This window comes from Amycolatopsis dendrobii (assembly GCF_014145675.1).
GTDB lineage: Bacteria > Actinomycetota > Actinomycetes > Mycobacteriales > Pseudonocardiaceae > Amycolatopsis > Amycolatopsis dendrobii.
The window spans coordinates 157378-181691 of sequence record NZ_JACGZW010000016.1 but is presented as its reverse complement, the minus strand read 5'-3'; the positions used below and the strand labels follow the sequence as shown (position 1 = coordinate 181691).

Sequence of the window (24314 nt, the reverse complement as noted above, 5' to 3'; positions counted from 1 at the left end):
GCCGCAAACACCACTCACGTGACACTCGGCCGAAAGAACCTGCGCCGCCTCGCCAAGATGGAAGCTACGTCTGACTTCCTCGCTGCTGAGCGAGCTGACCATGAGGCCCGCTTACGATCCCTCGAGCGATTCCGTTGGCTGGCCTCAGGAACTGCTGGGCTGGTCGCCGCTGCGGGCTATGACGCGATTGCCCACCTCATCGGCAGATAGCACGTCATCGCGCCAAAAATGCGAACAGGTGCGTCGTGGCCATTCCAAGCCTGGCCACGACGCACCAAGAAATACAGGTACGGCTCCGTAAGGCTTGCTCAGCAGGCTAGCCTCATTGCCTGCGCCCGAAGACCGCTGCCGTCCAACCGCCACGATCACGACACGACCAGGTAACGGCTCTCGCTCCCCGTAACGACGCCGACAGCCGCGGCGACGACTCATTCATGATTACGCACGCCGACACCGACGAAGAACGCGCGGACGTGCTGGCCCTGTTCCACCGCGTGTTCGACGACATCGCTCCGACGGCGGTTCCGATGACCGATGCCGACGGGATGTACGCCCCGCTCGTCGTGCAGTACCGCTCCCCGGAATCCGGCAAGCTCCTCGGTGCCGCGTCAAGCTGCAGGACCCAGCTGGCAGCCGGCGTAAGCATGCTCCGACCTGAGGCATCCTCGAAGTTCCCACTGCCCGAAGACCGCGACTATCGCAGTGTGCTGGACAAGCATAGCGAGCTTGACTTGATGGCCGTCGAACCCGAGATGCGCGGTCAAGGTATCGGCGGCGCCATGCTGGCCCACATGGAGACAGTACTTCGCGAACGCGGCACCCGCGTGTGGTTCGGCAATGTGACGACCGACCTGAACACCGATGCGCTCCGGAAGTTCTACAGGACACACGGTTTCACCGTGCTTGAAGACAGGCAGCCTCTCCCCGACCTCCTGGGAAAGAACTGGCTCCCCTTCGGCGTACACCCCGACGTGGCATTTTACTTTTACAAGCCGATCAAAAGAGTTACCGCCCACGCAAATTGACAATCTTAGCTAACTCCTAGAAAACGCCCCGACTGAGACTGAAGCGATGATTGGCGAACACTACCCCGAAGCGCGCGACCATGTGGAAAGCGCGAAGAACGCGCGCAAGTCCATGACCGACTCGTGGGCACAACTCCTCGACGATGACCTCTTCGATCTGTCTGTGTCAACCAACGACAATGGCACAGGCGTCGTCAGCGTCACAGCCGAGTGGCCGGATGGTACACAGGCAGCCCTGACCGCCAAGCTTCAACTCTGCGTCGACGAACTCTGGGCCGCACTCGACTCGCTCATATCTCGAGCGCTGGAGATATACTCGGCCATCCGACGCATCCGCAGGCCAGAGAATCCCCGATTCTTCCCTATCGCCGCGTCAGCCGAGGGTCTCAACCTCCTACTACACGAGAGCTGCCTCGACGGTATACCGAACGACTTGGCGAGCCTCGTGGTTCGGTCTCAGCCATTCTGGGAAGACGAAGACTCTCCCTTCGTCCTCACCTTGCGTGCCGGCCTCACGAAGCTGATGCTGTGGACGGACCTCCTTTACGACGGTAACCAAGTCGGCGCCTGGGTGACCCCGGGTGAGCCGGAGTTCTTCGTGGACGCACCTGTCACAATCGAACACGTCGAGACCTGCGCACCTGGTCCCGCTGCCCCCGACAAGGTACTCGCGCGCTACACGCTGGCAGGCTATTCCCAAGACGCAGAAATCTCCGTCATGCCCAACAGCTTCATAGACATCTCGTTCGCCGACACTCCATCGGGCGCCGACCAAAGCCCGAGCGCGTTGGACGAGGGACTCAACGAAGTCGTCCGGACGGTGACGATGTTCATCGCCGCGTTCGAAGAGGTGACCGGCGATCTCCCAGTCGCCCAGGCCATCACGCCGGATAGCGACAGCCCCTCCCCCTGGATCGAAGCCGTCCGATCGGCACGCGCATGGACCGAGGAGGAACTCCGGGACCTCGCCCAGTCGGACTCCGGGATCGGCATCGTCACCGACGACCGGACGTCAACATTCCTCGTCAAAACCCAGCAAGGCGTCTTCGAGCGATCGATCCCCGAAGCCACGACGCTCAGTCCGTATGCACCGCGCGGCTACGCCGCCGAACGCGCCACCCGGAACGCGGCCGCGACCTGGGGCCTTCCGGACTTCGTCTTATCACCCATGAGCATGCGCAAGGGCCGCGGCGGCGTGCGTGAGATCAGCGATGGCCTTATCGTCGTTGGCGACCGCGGTCTCATAACGCAGGTCAAGAGTCGCGATGCCGAACCCGGCACGCCCGATAAAGAACGATCTTGGCTCGGCAAGAAGATCGCTGAAGCTGCACGGCAAGTCGGAGGAACAGCCCGCCAGCTGTCCGCGATCACCACGATCATGACCAACGGACGCGGACGCGCCATCGACATCGACGGGCCGCGTATCACTTGGACCGGCGTCGTCATCATCGACCACCCTGCACCACCCGACGACTGCCCGATCACCCCACCAGCGGAGCGGATTCCGGTCGTCGTACTGCTTCGACGCGACTGGGAGTTCTTGTTCCAGCAACTGCGCTCCACCGCCGCCGTCCTCGGGTACCTGGATCGGGTAGAGACCTCCACGGCACGTCTTGGCGACGAGCCCGCACGGTACTACGAACTTGCCGTGGAAGATGCCGCCGCGACACCCGGTCCTCCTGTTCCGCAATTAGGCCCAACCGGCTCCCAAGTGTCAGCCCCACTCCTGCCTACCGCACCCGCCGGCAGCGACGACAACGAAGCCCACGGCCTCGTCCGCATCATCTGCGAAGACATCGCTCACAGCCCCCTGAACAACAGACCTGAGAAGGACAGAGTCACCGTCCTCGCCGCCATCGACAGCCTTCCCGTCGGCCACCGAACCGACCTCGGCAGGCATCTACTCGGCGGCTTGTCGGCAGTGGCTGACGCCGACGAGGGCACCGTCGCGTGGCGATCACGCATCTTCCGCGCAGCAGACGGCCCACAACTCGGCTTCGCCGTGTGTTCGAAATACGACGAGGCTACGTCAAACAACTTCAAGTATTGGATGCTGCTCCGGCATCACGAACTCTGGGAGGGCCTAGATAGACCTGCGAACCTTTTATCCGTCGGAGTATTACTTACCCCACGCCGCGACGGCCTGCGCGATTGGGATACATCTCTTCTATCAGTCATTGGCGACCCTTGCCTCACACCCGAAGAACTCACTCAAGCGCGTCGACTATTCAACCCGCCCCAACACTGACGTCACGCCGATCAAAGATCCACCATCCGGCACCATACCACGTTGTCAATGTCTGCACAGTTGCATAGTCCGACAACTGGGGTATCAAACTCAACGGGATGTCCACCCTGCGTAAGCTTGCAGCCCATTCGGCCACCACGCCACGCAACTGCCGATTTCGATGTCGACATGCATCCGCAAGTACCGCGACATGCTCGATTATGTCGTCATACTTGACCATCTATCCACGCCCGCTTGAAACGCCGATCAACGACGCGAACAGATCGTCGAATGCTTCAACAGGCCGCGCCCTGCCTGCCGGGTTTCCGCGCCCATACGTGCCGGCCGCGTTATACGTCCACACCCGATGTCGCCCAAAAACACTGGGAGCCACGTGTCCGGATAGCGCAATTACTTTTCGTTTCATTTGCGCCTCCTCTAACTCCCCCAACGTATGAAAAGCTGGCGATGCGTATCGCACGATGGCGTCGTCAGCGAGCTTCGACTCCAGCCTCTTCAAGACAGAGTGCTGCTCTGTGCTGCGAGAAAACCGGTAGTAAGGACCGTGCCACAGCCGTCGCTGGGCAGCTCGCGAACCATAGAGGTATTCCGGCCGTTTGAACTGGAGAATCAGGCTCAGGGGCATACTTGGCAGTTCCCGCGCCTTCGGCACGCCGGATCGCGATGATGCCCAATGCGACGGCATGAGCGACAGACCTCGAGGACGAGGCACCCGAAGTACTCGCCAAATCAGATGCTCGGGACCAGGATCCGCGGCGACGTCGAAGCCAGTCACTTTCTCCAGGACTTGTCCAGGCGAGAAGACCCGCCAGTTGCCGCCCGCACCCGCGATGAGATCCGCGTTATACGCGGTTTCGTAGGTCTTCTCCTCGAAGGTCGCAGCAACCATCGCCCCAGGGTGGCCGCAGGTTGGTCATCTGGCACGTAAGACACGTCGACTTTTGCTGACCCGTTGGAGCCGTGCGCAACCGTCATACTGCGGAAGTGAAGTCGACCGCGCTCGAGATCGTCCACCGGCTCGCTGACTGGTCGGACTGGGCACCCTTCTCCGCAGCTCACGAGTTGGCACCGCTTGTGCCTGGCGTCTACCTAGCACGTGAAGGGGCCGACGGCGAGCTGGTCTACGTCGGCATGGCCGGCGAACGCCATGGTAAAGGCATTCGCGGGCGCCTAACGGTCTACGCACGTGGCAAAGCCCTCGCAAGCGGCCTCGGCTAAGTCGTCCTCGACCGCGCACTCGCAGACTCGCAATGGCTGCACGACCGCATCCGCGAAGTCGACGGCGGCCACGCCCGTCGCGCATTGCAATGGGGCGTGCTCGCCTTCGAACGAGCCAATCTGCACGTCTCGTGGGCCGTCTCCGCCGATGGCCCGACAGCACGAACGCTTGAGAAGGAGATACTCTCCGCGCTCGCCAAACACACGCTCTGGAACCGACTCAGGTGACCGAATAGCATCCACGTTCTCGAGGCAGACCGACCGGCCCGTGCTGTTCATACATGCCGGGCAAGCTAACTTGGCAAGCGTCGCCGAAGACGAGCTACAGCGAGCACCGCCAAGATCAGCGGCTGAGCCAGGGAGCGAGCAGCTTCTCCAGGTCATCATCCGACAGGGCTCGCGTCCCACTGTGGAACTCATGCCACAGCGCCGCGTCCCGCGCTGCGGTGTACTCGACCTCGAACGCCCGCATCAGCACATACATGAACGTCACCGAACTGAACCGCTCACCCAACAACGACCGCGCCTCACGCGCCACCTCCGTGGCACCACGGCCGCACACATCCGCGAGCCGCAACTCCTCCGCAGCCGGCTCCAACAGGCTGGGGGCATACATCACGACAGACACTCCAACATCGAAACCAACAACTCAACCTTCGGCAGCGAGCTGTCCACACGCCGCCGCAATGTCCTGACCACGCGTGTCCCGCACCGTGCACGCAACACCACCCGCGTTCACCAGCCGCACGAATTCGCGCTCCACCGGCTTCGGGCTCGCGTCCCACTTGCTGCCCGGCGTCGGGTTCAGCGGAATGACATTGACGTGCACCAGCTGGCCCAAGTGCTTCCGCAGCCGCTTCGCGAGCAACTCGGCGCGCCACGGCTGATCGTTGATGTCCCGGATCAACGCGTACTCGATCGACACCCGCCGACCCGAGGTGTCGGCGTAATACCGCGCAGCGGAAAGCACTTCGTCGATCGACCAGCGGTTGTTCACCGGCACCAGCGTGTCCCGCAGCTCATCGTCCGGCGTATGCAAGGAAACCGCGAGACGAACCTGCATCCGCTCGTCCGCCAGCTTCCGAATCGCCGGAGCCAAACCCACCGTCGACACCGTCACCGAACGCTGACCAATCCCCAAACCCGACGGCGCAGGCTCGGTGATCCTCCGTACCGCGTTGACTACCCTCCGATAGTTAGCTAGAGGTTCGCCCATCCCCACCCGTTTACAACATCGAAACAGCCAGCGTTCACCCAGCTCAAAGCACACAAAATTCTCGTCGATGTGCAGCGAGTCACAGCTGCCCAACTCCCCCGAGCAGCTGGTCGCCCCGCATACGGAAAGGGGTACCTACGGACGTGCCGGCGGTAGCTGCGCAACGTCGGCGCGCCCGGCCCGACCCGCGCGTCCAGCCACAACTGCTGCCCCTGTCCGCCCGTGCTAGTCGCGGCCGACAACGCTCTCCCGCCGGCATCGCACAAGCAGGCCCGTGCTTGCCGCGCCGCGCACTGCGACGAGAACCCGCCCCGGCGAACCTTCCGCCTCCGCCCGTCCGGACGCGGCGGCTTCCCCACCCGGAAATACCAGCTCCCGTGACCCCGCGCCCGCAATCGACGACATCAGCTGCCCAGGATCCGGCCGTCGGCGCCTCGGCAACCGCAGCGTTTGAAAACGCCCGTTTCCGCACCCATGGAGACCACCGCCTACGCACAGGCGAACTGGCCGCCCGTGCCCCTCCGATCCTCCCGCCCGGCGGTGAGGCCGCGGGGCAGGAATCCATGGGGCCTCAGCTTCGAAATCGCGTTCGCGGTCGACGATCACTCGTTGCGGACCTGCCGTGCTGCGGCGGTTCGTCAGGTATCCCAGCTGCTGGTCCGCAGCGGTGTGCGATAGAGCTGGCGGGTTGCTGGGCCTGCCCGCGGTCAGCCGGTCACTGCGGCGTCGTTGATCTTCTGCTCCAGTGCCGCCTCGTCCATGAAGTAGACGTCGCGGACGATCTTCAGGGTTTCCGGGTCGAAGGTGGAGTAGCCGGTGCCGATCCAGGTCACTTTCGGGCCGGTGCCACCGGCTGTTCCCGTCACTTCGAAAAGAACGCCGATGGTGTCGCCCTCCAGGAAGGACGCCGCTACTCGCGGGGTCCAGTCAGGGAAGGTCGCGAACATTTCCTCGAATCCCGGGGCCAAGGCCGATTTGTCGCCGACTGTCCCGCCCACGCCGTTGACGACGACGCACTCGTCGTCGAAGTACTCGAGCACCTTGTCGAGGTCGTGGGCAGCGACGGCGGCGCAGATCTCGTTCATCCTCTGGACGTAGCGGGCGAGCTTGGCACTGGACACGGGTTGTCCTCCTCGGGAAGCGACTGGCTGGCCACACCACCTTGCTCGCGCCAAGGGCAGCGACCTACACCAAGGAACACCGCGCTGGCCGACGGTTCGGTGCACTCTGCACTCGTGACGGCCGCCGCCTCTGCGCCTAGGCTGTTCGTCCGGCTCGGGTTTGGAGGCAACCGTGGACGCGGAGGACGAACGGAGCCAGCGGACGCGCGAGCTTTTTCGCGCCGCCGCGGCCAAGATGCAGGTGCACCAGGCCGAGATCGCGCACGAGATGTGGGCCGCGGGCCAGCGGAGCCTGCGCGAGCGCGCCCTCGCACAAGACCCGATTCTGTCCGAAATGGACCGTGTTTACTGTGCGTCCACTTTGGCCCATTGGCTGATCGCCAACATTGACGATCCCGGCTGCCGGGTCGAGACGGCGATGATCCCCGACACCCGGCACTACGCGCGCGACCTCGCGCTCCGCGGAATGGACACGAACGACGTCGAGGCATGGCGGGCGTCGCAGCGAGTCAACTGGTCCGCATGGCTGCGGTTCTGCTTCGACACGACCGACGACAAGGACGAGCTTCGCGAGCTGGTCGAGATATCCGGCGATTCCCTGGTGACGTACGTGGACGACTCGATGGTCGCGGTCGCGGCGTACATCGACGAGGCGCGGGCGGAGCTTGCCGAGGGGCCGGAAAGCGAGCGATTGGCGACTGTGCAACTGCTGCTCCGCGGCGCCCCGATCGCCCGGCCCCGGGCGGAAGCCCAGCTCGGCTACGCGCTCACCGGACATCATGTGGCGGCGATCCTCTGGGGCGACTCCCCCGATCAGCTCGCCTTCCTCGAGGACGCGGCGGAGCGGGTCATGCGCGCCGCGGGCGCCGCGCGCCGCCTGACGCTCGTCGCGGGGACGACGACGCTGTGGATGTGGATTCCGGGGAGTTCCGCGCCCTCCCGAACAGACCTCGACCAGATCGTGGCGGATGTCCCCCACGTGCGGATCGCCCTGGGACGGCCGGCGCCGGACGTGCACGGCTTCCGGCGCAGCCACCTCGACGCCGACGCGGCGCAGTCGCTGCTGACGCGCCTTCGGTCCGGATGCCGTGCCGTCCATTTCGAGGACGTGCAGCTCGTCTCCTTGCTGACCAACGATCTCGCCGAGGCGCGTCAGTTCGTCGCGGACACTCTAGGCGAGCTGGCAACCGCCGACCGGGTGCTGCGCGACACGGTCAGGGTCTTCATCGCCGAACAGTTCAACATCTCGAAGGCGGCCGACCGGTTGTTCGCGCACCGCAACACGATCGACCGCCGTCTGGTCCGGGTGGACGAACTGCTCCCGCGCCCGCTCGCGCGGAACCCGGCCGCTGTCGACACCGCACTGGCCCTGGTGGAGCTGCAGAGCGGCGAGCAGCGGGCCTAGAGCAACGCCTGCGCGGAGAACCCGAGGCGCCCCATCCCGGCGCTCTCCGCGGCGTCGAGCTTCTTCGACACCGCGGTCGTCACCGACAAGTCGACGCCCGCGCTCTCCAGCTCTCCCAGTGCCCTCCGGACGCCCTCGGCGAACACATGGATCGTCGCCTGGTCCGTGTCGTGCCGCCCGGACTCGATCGCGGCGGCCGCCTCCTCGGCGGCATGGCGCAGCACCTCGATGCCGTGCAGCGTGGCGTACCGGACTTCCTCGAGCGTCCGGCCCCGCCGCAGCAGGCACGCCGCCGATTCGACGAACCCGCTCATCGCGGTCACGAAGAAAGCGCCGCAGCCCAGGTACAGCTCCTTCGCGCCGGCGATCTCGTCCGACACGTGCCGCGAACGCCCGCCGAGCAGCATCAGGACAGGCTCGTGCCGCGCCCACACCGGGGACGGGCCGGAGAATGCCACCATCGCACCCGGTTCGCCGATCTGGTCGGGATAGCACAAGGTCGACCCGTCCAGGAACGAAGCCCCTTGCTCTCCTACCCAGCTCGCCAGCGTTTCGACGTCGTCGTTGGTTCCGTCGCTGAGATTGACCACTGTGCGCCCGGCGAGGCTGGAAGCCGATGCGAGCACGGCCCGGGACGCGTCGACATCCGACATGCAGACGACAGCCAGTCCGGTGCTCCCCACCGCGTCTTCGACGGACGCGGCCGGACGGACGCCGTCGGCGGCGAGCGCCTCGGCCCGGCGCGACGTGCGGTTCCACGCCGTCACCGCGAGGCCGCCGGACGCGAACCTCCGCGCCAGTGCCGATCCCATCAATCCGCAGCCGAGCACGGCCACATCGTGCCGGGGCGGGCGAGTCATCGCAGCCGCCGTTTGAGGATCTTGCCCGTGGCGGTCGTCGGCAGGGAGCCGACGATCTCGACGAGCCGCGGGTATTTGTAGCCGGCCATCTGTTCTTTGCTCCATTCCACTAGCTCGCGCGGCGTCACCTCGGCGCCGTCGCGCGGGATCACGAACGCCTTGACCTCTTCGCCGTGGCTGTCGTGCGGGACGCCCACGACAGCCGCGAGGGACACCGCCGGATGGGTCAGCAGCACTTCCTCGATCTCCCGCGGGTACACGTTGTACCCGCCCCGGATGATCATGTCTTTGGCGCGGTCGACGATGTAGTACCAGCCGTCGTCGTCGCGACGGGCCAGATCGCCGGTGCGGAACCAGCCGTCGCGGATGGCGTCGGCGGTCGCTTCGGGCCTGCCGTGATAGCCCTTCATCACGTTGTGCCCGCGGACCGCGATCTCGCCGACCTCGCCCGGACCGGTCACCTCGGTCCAGTCGGGCTTGATCAGTTTCAGCTGAACGCCCCAGACCGGCTTGCCGATGGAGCCGGGGCGGGGCGGGGCGCCGGGATCGCCGATCGTCGCGAGCGGCGAGGTCTCGGACAGCCCGTAGGCCTCGATGACCCGCACGCCGAGCCGGGCGTCGATCTCCTTGATCAGCTCGACCGGCAGGGGTGCGCCGCCGGACATTCCGATGCGCAGGTTCTTGACGATGCGGGCGACGTCGACGTCAGGGCCCAGCTCCCGCAGCAGCCCCCACCACATCGTGGGGACGCCGGCGAAGAAGGTGATGTCCTCTTCGGACATCAGGCGGACGACGCGGCCGGCGTCGAAACGGGGCACCAGGTGGAGCGTCGCCGCGGTCGAGAAGCCGGCGTGCAATTGGGCGGTGGCGCCGAAGGTGTGGAAAAGCGGCAAGCACACCACATGGCTGTCGCCGGCCGGCCGGTTCCGGAGTATCCGGTTCAGGGTGAGCACGTTGAGCATCGTGTTTCCGTGCGACAGCTCGGCGCCTTTCGGCTGGCCCGTCGTGCCGGAGGTGTAGAGGATCACCGCGGTGTCGGTCGCTTCGGTGACGGCGGATTCGAACGTTTCCGGTTGCCCGGCGAGAGCCTCGTGCAACGTTTCCGCGGCCGTGCTCGTCTCCGGGACGGCGGCGATCAGGAAGAAATGCTCGACGGCGGCGACGTCGTCGAATGCTTGACGCCCCTCTTGACCGATCGGGAGTTCCGCGCTGCCCTCGAAGCAGAAGTACGCGACGGCACCGGCGTCCGCGAGGTGGTAGGCGATCTCGCGCCGCTTGAGCAGGACGTTCAGCGGCACGACGATCGCGCCCGCCTTGAGGATTCCGTAGTAGACGATCGCGAACTCCGGCCGGTTCGGGCAGCTGAGAGCGACTTTGTCTCCCGATGCGACGCCGCGCTCGGCCAAGAGGTTCGCCACTTGGCTCGCCGCAGCGTCGACCTCGCGGTAGGTCATGCGCTTCTCGTCCAGCACCAGCGCGGTTCTGTCGGGATGGTTGCGGGCGGAGTCCTCCAGGAGGACGGAAAGGTTCAGCATGGCGGCTCCAGTCGGCGGCGTGGTGTCCGGGCCGGGCGGCGGGTGCGATCCCGGCGCCCGGCCCGGGGTTCATCGGGGTGCGTTCAGGCCATGGCCGACGTGATGGCGGACGCGACGCGCCTGACCGCGTCCCGGCTGGTCGCGCTGAGCGCGGTGTAGGAGAGGTAGCCGTGCACCAGGCCCGGTTCCCTGACCAGCTGCGTCGGGACGCCGCTTTCGGTCAGCTTGGCGGCGAACGCGAGGCCGTCGTCGCGCAGCGGATCGAAACCGGCGACAGTCACCAGAGCGGGCGGCAGTCCGGTCAAGTCTTCGGCGAACAGCGGCGACACGCGCGGGTCGGCGCGTTCGACCGACGGCGGCAGGTAGTGATCGGTGAACCACGCGATCTGCTTGGCGGTCAGCGCGGGCGAGTCGGCGAACTCGCGGTTCGAGGGCCGGGAGCCGACCAGGTCGGTAACGGGATAGATCAGCGCCTGCAGTGCCGGCTTCACCCGGGAATCGCGCAGCTTCTGAGCAAGAACCGCCGCGAGGTTCCCTCCCGCGCTGTCGCCCGCGACGACGATGCGACCGTCCGGGACGCCCCACTCGGCGGCGTGCGCGACGGCGAACTCCCAGGCTGCCATCGCGTCGTTGTGCGGTGCGGGATAAGGGTTTTCCGGCGCGAGGCGGTATTCGACGGACAGGATGTCCATACCCGTGTGATGGGCGATCAAGCGCACCGGGCCGTCATAAACCGCCCGGCTGCCCAGCACGAACCCGCCGCCGTGGAAGAACACGATGAGCCCGGCGGAGGAGGCGCGTGCGCGGTACCGGGTCGCTGCGAGGCCGCCGCGCAACCGCAGTTCCTCCACGATGTTCATCGGGAGCGGGCGCTCGCCGTAGATCGCCGCGTCCTTCAGTTCGGCGGCGCGCGCCTCGACGGGGCTGAGGTCGCTGAAATCGGGGGCTTTCGCCACGACGGACATGAGCATCGCGATCTCGGGGGCCATCTGCTCGCCGTCCGCGTTCACGGGCACCTTGACCAGTCGCTTCACCAGCGACGGGGGGAGTTTGCCCATACCGATCCCGAGCTGTCGCTGTACCCAGTCCCCGGCCGAGATCCGGGTGGTGGTCGCGGTGTTCATCGCACCTGCTCCTTGCTCGAGGAGGCGGCACGGGCCGCCTGCTGGTCGCCGGCGGAGCTGAACTGCAGATGCTCGTCGTAGAGCGGGCCGTTGAGCAGTCGTTTGTCGGCCTGGTACGACGTGAGCATCCGCCACGGCAGCCTGGTGCCCTGCTTGGGCATGCTGTCCGCGTTGCGGGTCACGTAGCCCGCGTTCAGGTCGAGCAGCGGTTCGGTGGCCATTCCGGGCTCGGCCACCGGCATGGCTTTGGTGTAGCCGTGCGCGTCCAGGTGCCGGATCAGCCGGATGACGTACTGCGCGGTCAGGCCGACCTTGAGCGTCCACGACGAATATTTCGTGTACCCGAAGGCAAAAGACCAGTTCGGCAGGCCGGACAACAGCATCCCGCGATAGGTCACGCAGGAACCGACGTCCAGTTTCCGCCCGTCGACCGTCTGCGGGATCCCGCCGAACATGCGCATGTTGAGCCCGGTGGCAGTGACGATCACGTCCGCGGGGATCTCCCCTCCCGAGGCGAGCAGGACGCCGGATTTGGTGAAGCGTTCGATCGTGTCCGTCACGACGGACGCCTTGCCCGCGGAGATCGCCTTGAAGAAGTCTCCGTCGGGAGTCATGCACAGGCGCTGTTCCCAGGGTTTGTACGGCGGGTTGAAGTGCGTGTCGACGGCGTAGCCCTTCGGCAATGCCTTCTTGGTCAGGTTGCGCATCAGTTTCCGCCCGGAGTTCGGGAACTTGAGCATGTACCCGACGAAGAAGAAGTCCCGCCACACGTTCTTGAACCGGGTGGCCGCGTATCCGCGCCGCAGCCCGAGAATTCGGTACAGCGCCTGGGAGATCTTGTCGATGCGCGGCAGCGTCATGATGTAAGTGGGGGTGCGCTGCAGCATCGTGACGTGTTCGGCCGCGCGGGGGCCGGTCGTCATCGCGGGAACCATGGTGACGGCGGTCGCGCCGCTGCCGATCACGACGACGTTCTTGTCCGCGTAGTCGTAGTCCTCGGGCCAGAACTGCGGGTGCAGGATGTCGCCCTCGAAGTCTTCGCGACCTTCGAAGCCAGGCGCGAAACCCTCGTCGTACCGGTAGTAGCCAGTGGCGCCGTAGACCCATTTGGTCTTCAGCTGCACAGTTTTCGGCTTCTGGCCGGGGACCGCGACCCGGACCTGCAACGTCCAGGCGCCCTCGGCGCTGGACCAGTCGGCCGACACAACCTGGTGATGGTAGCGGATCAGGTCGTCGACACCGTGCTCGGCGGCGGTTTCTTCGAGGTACTCGCGGATCAGGTGCCCGTCCGCGATCGCGTGCTCGTGGCTCCACGGTTTGAACTGGTAGCCGTAGGTGTGGAGTTCGGAGTCGGAGCGGACACCGGGATACCGGAAGAGGTCCCACGTGCCGCCGATCCGGCCGCGCCCTTCGAGCACGACGATTTTCTTGCCGGGAAAGGCGTCCCTGAGGTAGCACGCCGATCCCACGCCGGAGACCCCTGCTCCGATGATGACGATGTCGGCGGCCTCGGGGCGGGCGTCGTTGCCGGCCATGGTGAGCTCCTCGTCTCGATCTGCTCAGGCCGGTCGTCCGGCCAGGAAGTCATGCTGCGCCAAGGGATATGGCCGATGCCACGCACATCAGTGGCGTCGTGGGGACGGGTCTGGTGCAGAGTGCACCGGGCCCGGCGGTCAGGAGCCGTCCGGCGTTCCGATCGGGAGCATCACGTGCTTGGTGCGCGTGTAGTCGTCGAGGGCGTAGGCGGAGTTGTCGCGGCCGTAGCCCGATTTCCCGAAGCCGTTCCACGGCATTTCGCTGGCGAAGCTGAGGTGCGAGTTGACCCAGACCGAGCCGAACGCCAGTTCCTCGGTGAACCGGAGCGCGCGGGCCTGGTCGCGGGTCCACACCGATGCCGCGAGACCGTATTCGACGTCGTTCGCCTTGCTCAGCGCCTCCGCCTCGGCGGCGAACGTCTCCACCGAGATCACCGGGCCGAACACCTCCTCGCGCGCCATCTCCGTCCCGGGAGCGACGTCGGCGAGGATCGTCGCCGGGTAGAAGAAGCCGGGGCCTGCGGGCATTTCGCCGCCGAGGACGACCCTGGCGCCGTCCTGACGCGCCTGGTCCACCATCGCCGCGACGCGGGAGCGATGGGCCCCGCTGATCAACGGTCCGAGTTCGAACTCCTCGCCCGCCGCGGCGTTCCCGCTGCGCAGCTGCCGGGCGGCCGCGGTGAGCGCTTCCAGGAGCCGGTCCCGAACGTCCTCGTGGCAGATCACCCTCGTCGCGGCGCCGCAGTCCTGGCCGGCGTTGCCGTAGCCGACGGCGATCAGCGTCTGCACGAGGAGGTCGAGGTCGGCGTCCGGGAACACCACCACGGGCGCTTTGCCGCCGAGTTCGAGATGGACCCGCTTGACCGTGGTCGCGGCGCCCGCCGCGACCTGCCGGCCCGAACCGACGCCGCCGGTCAGCGCCATCATGTCGATGCCGTCGTGGTGGCTCATCGCACGGCCGACAGTCGCGCCGGCGCCGGTCACGACATTGAGCACGCCGTCGGGCAGGACCCCGGTGGCGAGGCCGGCCAGGACGAGGGTGCTGAGCGGGGTGAGCACGGACGGCTTGAGCACCATCGTGTTCCCCGCTGCCAGCGCCGGCGCTATCTTCCAGGCCGCCATGAGCAACGGGAAGTTCCACGGCGTGATCGCGCCGATCACGCCGACGGGTTCGCGCCGGATATAGGACAGTTGGCCCGCGACGTACTGGCCGGGTGCCGGGGCCTGAGCGGTTCGCGCGGCTCCGGCCATGAAGCGGAAGCAGTCGGAGATCAGGGGAATCTCGTAGGTGGCGTACGCATAGGACTTGCCGACGTTGAGCGCTTCGAGCGCGGCAAGCAGTTCGGCGTGCTCGTCGACGACGTCAGCGAAGCGGAACAGCGCCTCGGCGCGGGCTCCGGGCGTCGTCCGCGCCCAGGCGGGCAGTGCGGTGCGCGCTGCCGACACCGCGGCGTCGACGTCGGCCGCGGTGCCGTTCGCGGCGACCCCCAGCCGCGCGCCGGTGCCGGGATTGGTCACCTCGATCGTCTCGGCGCTCGTGCTCGGGACGAAGCCGCCGCCGATGTACAGGGCCGGAGCCAGATCGTCGATGCGCCGCTGCGCGTCGGCGAGGATCTTCTCGGGGGTCATCTCAGGATCCTTCGGTCGGGGTGGGGAGGTAGGTCGGGCCGAGCGCCAGCACGGGGGCGAGCAGGTCGTCGTCGAGCAACTGGTCGGGCGTGGCCTCGGCCGAGGGCCTGCGGACCTGGCCGGGATAGCCGACCGCGCGGCGTGCCTCGGGCGCCATGTAGTAGGTGCTGGCCAGGAAATAGAAGGCCGCTTCGGCGAGTTCGGCCGGCCAGTCCGCGACTGCCTCGGCCGAGAGTTCGCCGGCCGCGGCGGCCAGCTCGGCGGCTTGGATGAAGGCTGCTGCGAGGTCGGGATTGGCCTGGAGCGCGCGGTGTACGAGAGCGGCGTAGCCAGGCAGGGCGGTCAGCCGGGGCGACCGTCCGGTGCCGGGAAACCACAGGTCGGCGAGGCGTGCAGCGCCGGCGCGGGCTTGGTCGTCGGGGAAATCGATCACAGCGGAATCCTTTGGCCGGCGGCGGTTTCGACGAGGTGCTCGGCAGCGCGCAGCGCGAAGGCGGTGATCGTCGGCGTCGGATTGACCGAGGACGACGTGACGAAAACGCTGCCGTCGAAGACGTAAAGGTTGGGGACGTCGTGCGACCGCCCGTATCCGTCGACCACCGAGGTCGCCGGATCGGTGCCGCACCGGGCGGTGCCGAGCAGGTGCCAGCCGGTCTCGCCCCCGAAGTCCACGCGTTTGGTGGAGACGGCCCCGGCCGCTTCGTGGACCTCGGTGATCCGGTCCAGATGCCAGTCGAGCGCGCGTTTGCTCTCGTCTGACATCGTGTAGCGGATCTTCGGCGCCGGAATGCCGTCGCTGTCGACGAGGTCCGCGTCGAGGACGACCCGGTTGTCGAAGGCGGGCAGATCCTCGATGGACGCCGAAATCTCGAACGCCCGGCCGTAGAGCCGCTCGACGAGTTCATGCCCGGCCGTGCCGCTGCGCTCGGCGAGCGGCAGCTCCGCGAACCGCTGGAGCAGCCCCACCGGGCCTTGGAGCACGACAGCCGTCCACTTGGCCCCGCGGCGAAAGCCCCGGCTGGCATCGGTCTCCGCGAAGTGCATCGACCAGATCGGATGGCTCTCCGGACCCAGCCAGGGCTCGACGTCCTTCTCGTACTCGCCCAGCACGGTCGCCACCGGGTGCATCATCAGGTTGCGCCCGACGTAGCCGGAGGAATTCGCGAGCCCGTCCGGGAACCGCGACGACGCGGACAACTGCAGCAGCCGAGGAGTGCCGATCCCGTTGGCGCACAAGATCACCACCGGCGCGGCCGTGTGCTGTTCGATTCCCGCGCGGTCGATCCACGTGGCACCGGTCGCGAGGCCCTGACCGGAGACGGTGATCTCGCGGACCCGCGCCCCGGTCACCAGGTTGACTCCTGCCGCCAGCGCGCCGGGCCACATCGCGACGTCGAAGGACGCCTTCGCCCCCTCGGGACAGCCGCTGCCGCAGGTCCCCCAGCGGGCGCACGGCCCGCGGGAACCGACGCCCTTCGACAGGATCGCCGACGTTCCCGGCCACCAGCCGATGCCCAGCTTGTTCATGCCCTCGGCCGCGATCCGGCCGATGCGGCCGATGGGCAGCGGCGGCTGGGGAGGCACGTAGCCGGGCGGATAGGCGATGTTGCCGCCCAGCCCGGAGACGCCGATCATCTCGTCGACAGCGTCGTAATACGGCTCCAGTTCCTCATACGTGAGCGGCCAGTCGTCGGCGACGCCGTCGAGGGTGCGCACCCGGAAGTCGGACGGGATCATCCGCGGCCACTCCGCCCAGAACAGGACGCTGCTGCCGCCGACCCCGTTGAACATGAGCGGATGGACGTCCGAATCGGAGTCGTTGACCGGATAGTCGCTCGGCCGGCCGCGGTGGTTGGGGTTCGGATTCCACGGACCGGCGACCAGCAGATCGCGTTCGGGCTTGTCGCTGGGATAGTCGGCGGCGGCAGGCCAGTCGCCCTGTTCCAGGACAGTCACGCGGAACCCGCTCTCGGCCAGCAGCCGCGCGGCGGTGGCTCCGGACGGCCCCGCGCCGATGATCAGCGCGTCGACGTCGCCGTCTCGCGAAGACGGGCCAGGCACGGTCATGGGCGCGCTCCCTCTTGCTCGGTATTTAAGTCAGACGGTTGTGTTTAAATACGGGCATGCCGAAGATCGTCGACCACCGCCAGCGGCGTGCCGAGATCGCCGACGCCGTGCTGGCGATCGTCGCCGAGGACGGCGTCGGCGCCGTCACCCTGCGCGATGTCGCGGACCGCAGCGGCTGGTCAACCGGCGTGCTGAACCACTACGTCGGCGGCCGGGACGACCTGCTGCGGCTGGCCTTCCGGCACACGTTCTGGCTCTCCGGACAGCGGCTGGCGGCCATTGCCGAGGAGACCGGACTGGAGCCGGCCGAGCGGCTGGTCCGCATCCTCACCGCGCACCTGCCGCTCGACGGGCCGTCGGTGGCTTTCGCCCGGATCACGCTGTTCTTCTACGCCGAAGCGGCCAGCTCCCCGGACAAGCTCGGCGAAGACATGCTCAACTACCTCACCTCGTGGCGTTCGACGGTCGAGGACCACGTGCGCGCGGCGCTGGATTCGCGCGGCCTGCCGACGTCCCGGGCGCGGGAGATCGGCGACCACCTCGTGGCGGTCATCGACGGCTACGCCAGTTACGAGGTGCTCGGCTCGAACCTGTGGAACGGCGGCGATCGCACCGTCGCTCCCCCGGTCCGGGACTGGGTCGAGTCGGCGCTCGCGATGAGCGCCGCGGGCTCGGCGCGGCGCTGAACCCGGACCGCCCGGCCGCCGCGGTCCGGCGGCGGCGAAGGCTCCGTTGCCTGTCATGGGTGCACTCCCGAACTCCGTCCGCCGGACCGCTCGCCCGGCGCGGTGCCCATGGTTCGACATGGCCGTCGGCGCGCGCCACACACATCTGGGGTGTCCGCGAACGCACGGGGGTGCACATTGCACCCGTCATTCGCGCCGGTCCGCCCAGTCGTCGGTGGACTTCAGCCACGCCCGGTCCGCGACCAGATCGCGGCACGTGCCCGCCCGCTCCCACTCCTCGCTCGCCAGCAACGCGCGATGGAACGGGAGCAGCGTCGGAATACCCTCGACGACGGTCTCGTCGAGGGCCTTGCGCATCGCCGCCGCGGCGGCGGCGCGGTCCTCGCCCCAGGTGATCACCTTGGCGATCAGCGGGTCGTAGTAGGGCGGCACGGCGTCCCCCTCGGCCACGCCGGTGTCGACCCGCACCCGGTCTCCCGACGGTGCGGCGAACCTCTCGATCCGGCCGGGGCCCGGCCGGAACCCTTTGGCGGCCGATTCGGCGTTGATCCGGCATTCGATCGCGTGGCCGGTGATCCGCACGCCGGGCTGGGCGAAGCCGAGCGGTTCGCCCGCGGCGACGCGGATCTGCTCCTCGACCAGGTCGAGGCCGGTGACGAGTTCGGTGACCGGGTGCTCGACCTGGACGCGGGTGTTCATTTCGAGGAAGTAGAAGTCGTCGCCGGCGAGCAGTCCTTCGACGGTGCCGAGCGAGAAGTAGTCCGCCGCTCGCGCCGCTCGCACCGCGATCTCGCCCAGCCGGGTGCGCTGAGCGTCGGTCAGCAGCGGGCAGGGTGCTTCCTCGACGAGTTTCTGGTGCCGCCGCTGGACCGAACAGTCCCGTTCGAACAGGTGGACCATGTTGCCGTGCGTGTCGCCGATGATCTGCACCTCGACATGGCGCGGGTCTTCGAGATAGCGCTCCAGGTAGACCGTGGCGTCGCCGAAGAAGCGCTCGCCCTCCCCCGCTGCGCCTTCGACCGCGGCGGCGAGTTCGTCGGGACCGCCGGCCACGCGAAACCCCTTCCCGCCACCGCCGCTCGCGGCCTTGGCGGCGACGGGGTAGCCGATCGCCGCCGCCGTCGCGAACGCTTTCGGTCCGGGGTGAACCGGTTCGGTGCACCCGGGAACGACCGGGACGCCGGCTGCCGAAACTGTCTCCCGCGCCCGGATTTTCGACGACATCATCTCCATCGAATCCGGGCTCGGGCCGATGAAGACCAGCCCGGCCGCCGCGCACGCACGGGCGAACTCCGGATTCTCCGACAGCAGGCCGTAGCCCGGATGGATCGCCTGGGCCCCGGTGGACAGCGCGGCCTCGACGATGCGATCGATCCTCAGATAGCTTTCGGCCACCGGGGCCGCGCCGATCGGCACGCTTTCGTCGGCCGTCCGGACGTGCAGGCTGCCCGCGTCGACGTCGGAATGGACGGCGACGCTGGCGATTCCCATTCGCCGCAACGTTTTCATGACGCGGACCGCGATCTCGCCCCGGTTCGCGACGAGGACTTTGCCGAACACGAATCAGTCCTCCAGGGTCACGAGCACGTCGCCGTCGGAGACGACGGCTCCTTCGGCGACGTGGATCTTGGCCACGACGCCGTCGTCCTCGGCCTCGACCGGGATCTCCATCTTCATCGACTCGAGGACGAGCAGCACGTCCCCCTCGCTGACCTGGTCTCCGGTCGTCACAACGATTTTCCACACTGCAGCCGCACAGTCGGCGACGATTTCGTTCATGGTTTCTTCCTTGTCTGCACGGCGAGCGCGCCTTGGCTGGCTTCGAGGAACGAGGCCACGACCTCGCGGGTCTCGCGCGGGTCGATCATGTGCTCCACTCCGAACGCTTCGACGGTCCGCCACGGATCGACGAGCGAGCGCATGCGGTCCTCGATCTGTGCCCGCATCGCGGCGGGGTCGTCCGCCGCCTCGATTTCGCGCCGATAGGCGGCTTCCACTCCGCCTTCGATCGGAAGGTCGCCCCATTCGCCGCTCGGCCACGCCAGGCGCAGCCCGAGCCGGTCCGGGTTCGAGGTCGCGGAGACGGCGAGTCCGTAGGCCTTGCGCACTTGCACGGTGACGATGGGGACCGTCGCCTCGACCACCGACTGGATCGCGCGCACTCCCCAGCGCATGACGTTCGCCCGCTCCGCCTGCGGGCCGACCATGAAGCCGGGGACGTCGACGAAGTAGAGGACCGGGAGGTGAAAGGTGGTGCAGAGATTCATCAGCCGCACCTGTTTCTCCGCCGCGGCGGCGTCCATCGCGCCGCCGAGGTGCTGCGGATTGCTCGCGAGGACGCCGATCGGCATCCCGTCGATCCGGGCGAGACCGGTGACCAGGCTCTTGCCCCATCGGGGGCCGATCTCGAAGAACGAGTCCCGGTCGACGACGGCGTTGATCACCTTGGCCGCGCGGTAGGCCTGCCGCCGGTTCTCCGGGATGATCTCGAGCAGTTCCGGTGCGCGGCGGTCGACCGGATCGTCGCAGGACGTGCGTTCCGGGAGCTGCCAGACATTCTGCGGCAGATAGCTCAGCACCGCCCGCAGCTGGGCGATCGCGTCGTCCTCGTCCCGCGCCAGGTTGTCGACCGCGCCGCTCGCGGTCGCGACGGGACCGCCGCCCAGCTCGTGCTTGTCGATGTCGATGCCCAGCGCGCGCCGCACGAGCGGCGGGCCGCCGGCGAAGAGCACGGAATCCTTGGTCATCACCGAAAAGTGGCTGGCCACCGCCCGCGCCGCGCTGCCGCCGACCGCGGCTCCGCTCACCATCGTGAGGACCGGGACCTCGCCGAGAAGCTCGAAGGAACGCGTCCAGCTCACGGAACTGGTGAGATAGGTGTGCCCTTTGTCCTCCTGGGCCGCGACGTCCCCGCCGATGCCCTCCACGAACATCAGGAGCGGGATCTTGTACTCGTGGGCGAGATCCTCGACGAAGCCGCCCATCCCGCCCTTCATCCGGTCGAGGTAACTCTGCGGGGCGCCCGCGCGCACGGTGAAGTCCTCCCCGCCGAGCGCGACCGGCCGACCGTCCACTTTGGCCAGTCCGCACACGTAGCTCGACGGCAGCGTCCCGAGCCGGTTGCCGAGTGCGTCGCGCTCCTCGAAGACCGCGAATTCGCCGATCTCGCTGAAGCTCTCGGAGATCGCGGCGATGCGTTCGCGGATCGTGTACCGGCCCTGGTCCTTCTGCCGGGCCACCCGCCGCTCGCCGCCGAGCTTGCGGGCCTGCGCGCGGCGGACCTCGAATGCGTCCAGGGCGTCCGCCCAGCTGAATCCGCCGGGTGTGCTCATCGCGGCACCTCCATGACGTCGGGCGACGTGATGTCGCGGGAGAGCAGATGTTTCTGGACCACGCCGGTCCCGGCGCTGCGCACGAACTCGGAGCCGTCGGTGACCGTCAGGTATCTCGGCATCGCGAACCGGGGAAGCACCTTGCGGCAGTGCGCCACGAACTCGTCGGGCACCAGGCCGTCGCCGTCCGGGACCACGAAGACTTTGATCTCGTCCTCGCCGCCGTGCTCGTCGCGCACCGCGATGGCGACGCACTCCCGGACTCCGTCAGCCGTGTTCAGGCTGTGCTCCAGCTCCCAGACCGAGATGTTCTCGCCGCGACGGCGGAAGCTGTCCGTCCGCCGGCCGTCGAAGCAGAGGAAGCCGTCGGCGTCGAGATGGCCGGAATCACCGGTGTGGAACCACAGATTGCGCCAGGCCTCGACCGTCGCCTCGGGTCGGCGCCAGTAGCCGAGGGCCGTGAGGTGCGGACGGCGCGGGCGGTAGACGATCTCGCCTGTTTCGCCCGCGGGCAGCGGGCGGTCGTTCTCGTCCACCACCCGCACCTCGATCGCGTCGTGCGGATGTCCCGCCGCGCCGCGGCGGCGCTGCTCGACACTGTCCATCGCGATGCCGTCGCATTCGGTCTGGCCGAACAGGGTCAGGACGGGGATGCCGAGCCGGTCCTCGAACGTCTCGTAGGCGATCCGCGGAATCGGCGCCCCGATCATCCTGCTCAGCCGGTGCGACCCCGGTTCGGGCAGCTCCCCCTGCGCCAGGATCGACAGCATCGCTCCCACCCCCGCGGCCCACGTCGCCCCGAACTCGCGGACATCGGCGAAGTACTCACTGGCGGAAAACCGTTCGCGGAAGGCCATCGAGCCGCCCGACTGCACGCACGCGGCGAGCTTGACGTGCCCGTCGACGTGGAAGAACGGCAACGGGAAGTACCCAACGTCGTCGGCGTCGAGACGGAGCCGGTCGGCCCAGATCTCGGCGAGATTCGAGAAGTACGCACGCGGGAGCATCACGCCTTTGGCCGGCCCCGTCGTTCCTGACGTGTAGAGGATGGTCGCGAGGTCGCCGGGGCCGAAACTTCGTTGCGCCGCATCGAGTTCGTCCCGCTCAGCCGGGCCGACCGGATCCGCGGTCAGCTCGCTCATCGGCAGGACGTCGCCGGACGCCGCCTCGCGCACCGGCCCCAGGCATTCGTCCTGGCAGGCGATCAGGCATGGATCCGAGTCGGCCAGGACGTGCGCCAGCATCGGGCCGCGGAGTTCGACGTTGACCGACACCTCGACCGCGCCGAGCCACCAGATGCCGAACATCCACGCGACCCGGTCGATCGAATTTCCGCTCACCAGCGCGACGCGGTCCCCTGCGGACACCCCGCGGCCGCGCAGCGCCGCCGCCACGCGACGCGCCCGCTCCGCCAGCTCCCCGGTGGAGACAACCTGGCCGCGCGTGCGGAGCAGCGGGCGGCCCGCGTCCCGGGCGACCGCGCGCAGCAGGTCGTCCACGGGGCTCACGCGACCGGCCGCCCGCGGACGGGACCTGGACCTGCTGACGTCGTTCACGAAGAGATCCCTTCGGTCCTCGGGGTTTATTATTTCAGACGTTTGATATAGAACAGTTCTCGTCCATCCGCTGTCAACCCCCGTGGAGGTCGCGATGACTGGGAGCCCGCCATGACCTGGACGACGACAGTGCACCCGTGGTCGTCCGACTTCGACTACCTCGGACACCTGACCGCGGCCGTCTACCCGAAGGCGTTCGAGCAGGCGCGGGTGGACTACCTGCGCGACCGGTGGCGAACCCGCGCACCGGCCTATGTGGTTGCCGCGCAACGGATGCAGTACCTCAAGGAGGTCCTCGAGGCGGACGGCCCGCTCAAGGTCGCGCTCCGGCCGGTACGGGTGGGCCGCTCGAGCTTCGATCTCGCGGAACTGCTGTGCGATGCCGAAGGCGCCGTGTGCAACCGCTCCGATGCGACGCTCGTGGCCTGGAACCTCGAGACGCGCCGTCCGCGGCCGCTCACCGCGGGCGAACGCGACGCCCTCAGCGCGGACATCACCGCATGAGCACCGGATTCCCGCTGTCCAAACAGGAGGTTGAACATCACTATGGCTGCTGAACGCCGCACTGGAAAACGTGTCCTCGTCACGGGCGGCGCGGGCGAGATGGGCGCGCACGCCTGTCGTGTCCTGGCCGGTGCCGAGGAGATCGCCGAAGTACTTGTCGCCGACCGGAACGAGGCGGCTGCCACCGCACTCGCGGATGTGCTCGGCCCGCGGGCGAAGCCGCTCGCGCTGGACATCTCCGACGCGGCCGCGCTCGCCAGCGCACTGTCCGGCATCGACATCGTGCTCAACACGACGGGGCCGTTCTACCGGTTCGGCCCGCTCGTCCTGCGCGCCGCGATCGCCGCCGGAACGCACTACCTCGACATCTGCGACGACTTCGAGCCGACGCTCGAGATGCTCGGTCTCGATGCCGCCGCGCGGGAAGCCGGCGTCACCGCGGTGATCGGGGTCGGCGCGAGTCCCGGCATCAGCAACCTGCTCGGCGTGCTGGCGATGAACGAGTGCGACGCGGTGGAAACCGTCTACACCTCTTGGCGTGCATCGGGTTTCCAGCGCGCCGAAGTCGACGACAGTGTGCGGTCGTCCGCGGCGGTCGAACACTGGTTGCACAACTGCACCGCGACGATCAAAGCGTGGCGCGACGGCGGTCTCGCCGACACCCAGCCGCTCGAGGAGCGCACGCTCAGCTATCCGGGACGGGGCGAAGCGACGGTCTGGGTGTGCGGCCATCCCGAACCACTGACCCTCCCCCGCTCCCGAAGCGGCGTAAGGGAATCCCTCAATCTCATGACGTCCAGGCCGCGGTTGATGGAGGCGGTGATCCGCACGGCGAACCGGGTCCGCTCCGGCGAACTCGACGTGGCGGCAGCGAGCCGAGCCCTGGTTCTCGAGCCGGGCACGATGGGCTCCGCCGCGGGTCCCGCGCCGTCGCTGCCGGTGCTCTTCGCCGTCGCGGAGGGAACGAAGGACGGCAAGCGAATCCGCGTCGGCGCCCGCCCCCTCGTCGTCCCCGACGACAGCATGGGCACGATGACCGGCATTCCGCTGGCCGTGGCGACGCTCATGACAGCGCGAGGCCAGGGCGGCCGACCAGGCGTCCACGGGCCGGAGGTCCTCGACGCCCGCACGTTCTTCGCAGACCTGGCTCAGCACGCGCGCCAGGCACCCGGAAACGAACGCCCTGCCGACGTCGTCGAGGTCGTCGTCGAGGAAATCACCGCCAGGTAAGCAAGGAGGTGCACCTCGGCCGG

Annotated in this window: 21 protein-coding genes and 1 pseudogene; 7 read left to right on the top strand and 15 right to left on the bottom strand. The window is 67.8% G+C overall.

The window, feature by feature from the left end:
* Window positions 1-434 precede the first annotated feature (434 nt).
* Both H4281_RS38065 and H4281_RS38060 read left to right on the top strand, forming a co-directional pair.
* Window positions 435-1025: a GNAT family N-acetyltransferase gene (locus H4281_RS38065; protein ID WP_182895692.1), complete on the top strand. Its 591-nt coding sequence runs from the start codon at window positions 435-437 to the stop codon at window positions 1023-1025.
* A gap of 46 nt (window positions 1026-1071) precedes the next feature.
* The gene (locus H4281_RS38060) at window positions 1072-3273 is read left to right on the top strand and encodes a hypothetical protein (protein WP_182895691.1); all 2202 of its coding nucleotides are present in this window, start codon (window positions 1072-1074) and stop codon (window positions 3271-3273) included.
* Between the two features lie 220 nt (window positions 3274-3493).
* Here H4281_RS38060 and H4281_RS38055 read toward each other — a convergent pair whose 3' ends face one another.
* On the bottom strand, window positions 3494-4162 hold the full coding sequence (locus tag H4281_RS38055; RefSeq protein WP_182895690.1) for a hypothetical protein: 669 nt from the start codon (window positions 4160-4162) through the stop codon (window positions 3494-3496).
* Window positions 4163-4257: 95 nt separating this feature from the next.
* Between H4281_RS38055 and H4281_RS38050 the strand changes: the two genes are divergently transcribed.
* Window positions 4258-4491 (top strand): GIY-YIG nuclease family protein, encoded by a 234-nt coding sequence (locus H4281_RS38050; RefSeq protein ID WP_182895689.1) that lies wholly within the window; start codon window positions 4258-4260, stop codon window positions 4489-4491.
* A gap of 343 nt (window positions 4492-4834) precedes the next feature.
* Here H4281_RS38050 and H4281_RS38045 read toward each other — a convergent pair whose 3' ends face one another.
* The 3 genes and pseudogenes from H4281_RS38045 to H4281_RS38035 form a co-directional block, all read right to left on the bottom strand.
* Window positions 4835-5107: a hypothetical protein gene (locus tag H4281_RS38045; protein ID WP_182895718.1), complete on the bottom strand. Its 273-nt coding sequence runs from the start codon at window positions 5105-5107 to the stop codon at window positions 4835-4837.
* A gap of 33 nt (window positions 5108-5140) precedes the next feature.
* Window positions 5141-5713 (bottom strand): annotated as a pseudogene (locus H4281_RS38040) (radical SAM protein); the annotation flags it as partial.
* Between the two features lie 701 nt (window positions 5714-6414).
* Window positions 6415-6828 (bottom strand): nuclear transport factor 2 family protein, encoded by a 414-nt coding sequence (locus H4281_RS38035; RefSeq protein ID WP_182895688.1) that lies wholly within the window; start codon window positions 6826-6828, stop codon window positions 6415-6417.
* 172 nt (window positions 6829-7000) lie between these two features.
* Between H4281_RS38035 and H4281_RS46700 the strand changes: the two genes are divergently transcribed.
* Window positions 7001-8233, top strand: coding sequence for a PucR family transcriptional regulator (locus H4281_RS46700; RefSeq protein WP_182895687.1), 1233 nt, complete (start codon window positions 7001-7003; stop codon window positions 8231-8233).
* Here H4281_RS46700 and H4281_RS38025 read toward each other — a convergent pair.
* The 7 genes from H4281_RS38025 to H4281_RS37995 form a co-directional block, all read right to left on the bottom strand.
* On the bottom strand, window positions 8230-9093 hold the full coding sequence (locus H4281_RS38025) for an NAD(P)-dependent oxidoreductase (RefSeq protein WP_182895686.1): 864 nt from the start codon (window positions 9091-9093) through the stop codon (window positions 8230-8232). The genes H4281_RS46700 and H4281_RS38025 overlap by 4 nt on opposite strands.
* Complete coding sequence (locus H4281_RS38020; protein ID WP_182895685.1) at window positions 9090-10628, bottom strand: long-chain-fatty-acid--CoA ligase; 1539 nt, start codon at window positions 10626-10628, stop codon at window positions 9090-9092. Before H4281_RS38020 ends, H4281_RS38025 begins: the two co-directional genes overlap by 4 nt.
* 83 nt (window positions 10629-10711) lie before the next feature.
* Window positions 10712-11752 carry an alpha/beta hydrolase gene (locus H4281_RS38015; RefSeq protein WP_182895684.1) on the bottom strand — a complete coding sequence of 347 codons (1041 nt, stop codon included), beginning with the start codon at window positions 11750-11752 and terminating at the stop codon, window positions 10712-10714.
* The gene (locus H4281_RS38010; protein WP_182895683.1) at window positions 11749-13287 is read right to left on the bottom strand and encodes a flavin-containing monooxygenase; all 1539 of its coding nucleotides are present in this window, start codon (window positions 13285-13287) and stop codon (window positions 11749-11751) included. Before H4281_RS38010 ends, H4281_RS38015 begins: the two co-directional genes overlap by 4 nt.
* Window positions 13288-13425: 138 nt before the next feature.
* Window positions 13426-14916, bottom strand: coding sequence for an aldehyde dehydrogenase family protein (locus tag H4281_RS38005; RefSeq protein ID WP_182895682.1), 1491 nt, complete (start codon window positions 14914-14916; stop codon window positions 13426-13428).
* Window position 14917: 1 nt separating this feature from the next.
* Window positions 14918-15349 (bottom strand): hypothetical protein, encoded by a 432-nt coding sequence (locus H4281_RS38000; RefSeq protein ID WP_182895681.1) that lies wholly within the window; start codon window positions 15347-15349, stop codon window positions 14918-14920.
* Window positions 15346-16983, bottom strand: coding sequence for a GMC family oxidoreductase (locus H4281_RS37995; RefSeq protein WP_182895680.1), 1638 nt, complete (start codon window positions 16981-16983; stop codon window positions 15346-15348). Before H4281_RS37995 ends, H4281_RS38000 begins: the two co-directional genes overlap by 4 nt.
* A 56-nt stretch (window positions 16984-17039) precedes the next feature.
* Here H4281_RS37995 and H4281_RS37990 point away from each other — a divergent pair, with 56 nt between their 5' ends.
* Entirely contained in the window at window positions 17040-17669 is a 630-nt protein-coding gene (locus tag H4281_RS37990) for a TetR/AcrR family transcriptional regulator (protein WP_182895679.1), read from the top strand.
* A gap of 186 nt (window positions 17670-17855) precedes the next feature.
* Here the strand turns inward: H4281_RS37990 and H4281_RS37985 are convergent, their stop codons facing one another.
* From H4281_RS37985 to H4281_RS37970, 4 genes are read right to left on the bottom strand one after another with little or no spacing between them, the layout of a single operon-like run.
* Window positions 17856-19229 (bottom strand): acetyl-CoA carboxylase biotin carboxylase subunit, encoded by a 1374-nt coding sequence (locus tag H4281_RS37985; RefSeq protein WP_182895678.1) that lies wholly within the window; start codon window positions 19227-19229, stop codon window positions 17856-17858.
* 3 nt (window positions 19230-19232) lie between these two features.
* Complete coding sequence (locus H4281_RS37980; protein ID WP_182895677.1) at window positions 19233-19448, bottom strand: biotin/lipoyl-binding carrier protein; 216 nt, start codon at window positions 19446-19448, stop codon at window positions 19233-19235.
* The gene (locus H4281_RS37975) at window positions 19445-21001 is read right to left on the bottom strand and encodes an acyl-CoA carboxylase subunit beta (protein ID WP_182895676.1); all 1557 of its coding nucleotides are present in this window, start codon (window positions 20999-21001) and stop codon (window positions 19445-19447) included. Before H4281_RS37975 ends, H4281_RS37980 begins: the two co-directional genes overlap by 4 nt.
* Window positions 20998-22500: an AMP-binding protein gene (locus H4281_RS37970; protein ID WP_182895675.1), complete on the bottom strand. Its 1503-nt coding sequence runs from the start codon at window positions 22498-22500 to the stop codon at window positions 20998-21000. The genes H4281_RS37975 and H4281_RS37970 overlap by 4 nt, the downstream gene beginning before the upstream one ends.
* 168 nt (window positions 22501-22668) lie before the next feature.
* On the opposite strand from H4281_RS37970, the gene H4281_RS37965 reads away from it, so the two are divergent.
* Entirely contained in the window at window positions 22669-23061 is a 393-nt protein-coding gene (locus tag H4281_RS37965; protein ID WP_182895674.1) for an acyl-CoA thioesterase, read from the top strand.
* A gap of 42 nt (window positions 23062-23103) precedes the next feature.
* Entirely contained in the window at window positions 23104-24291 is a 1188-nt protein-coding gene (locus H4281_RS37960; RefSeq protein WP_182895673.1) for a saccharopine dehydrogenase family protein, read from the top strand.
* Window positions 24292-24314 lie beyond the last annotated feature (23 nt).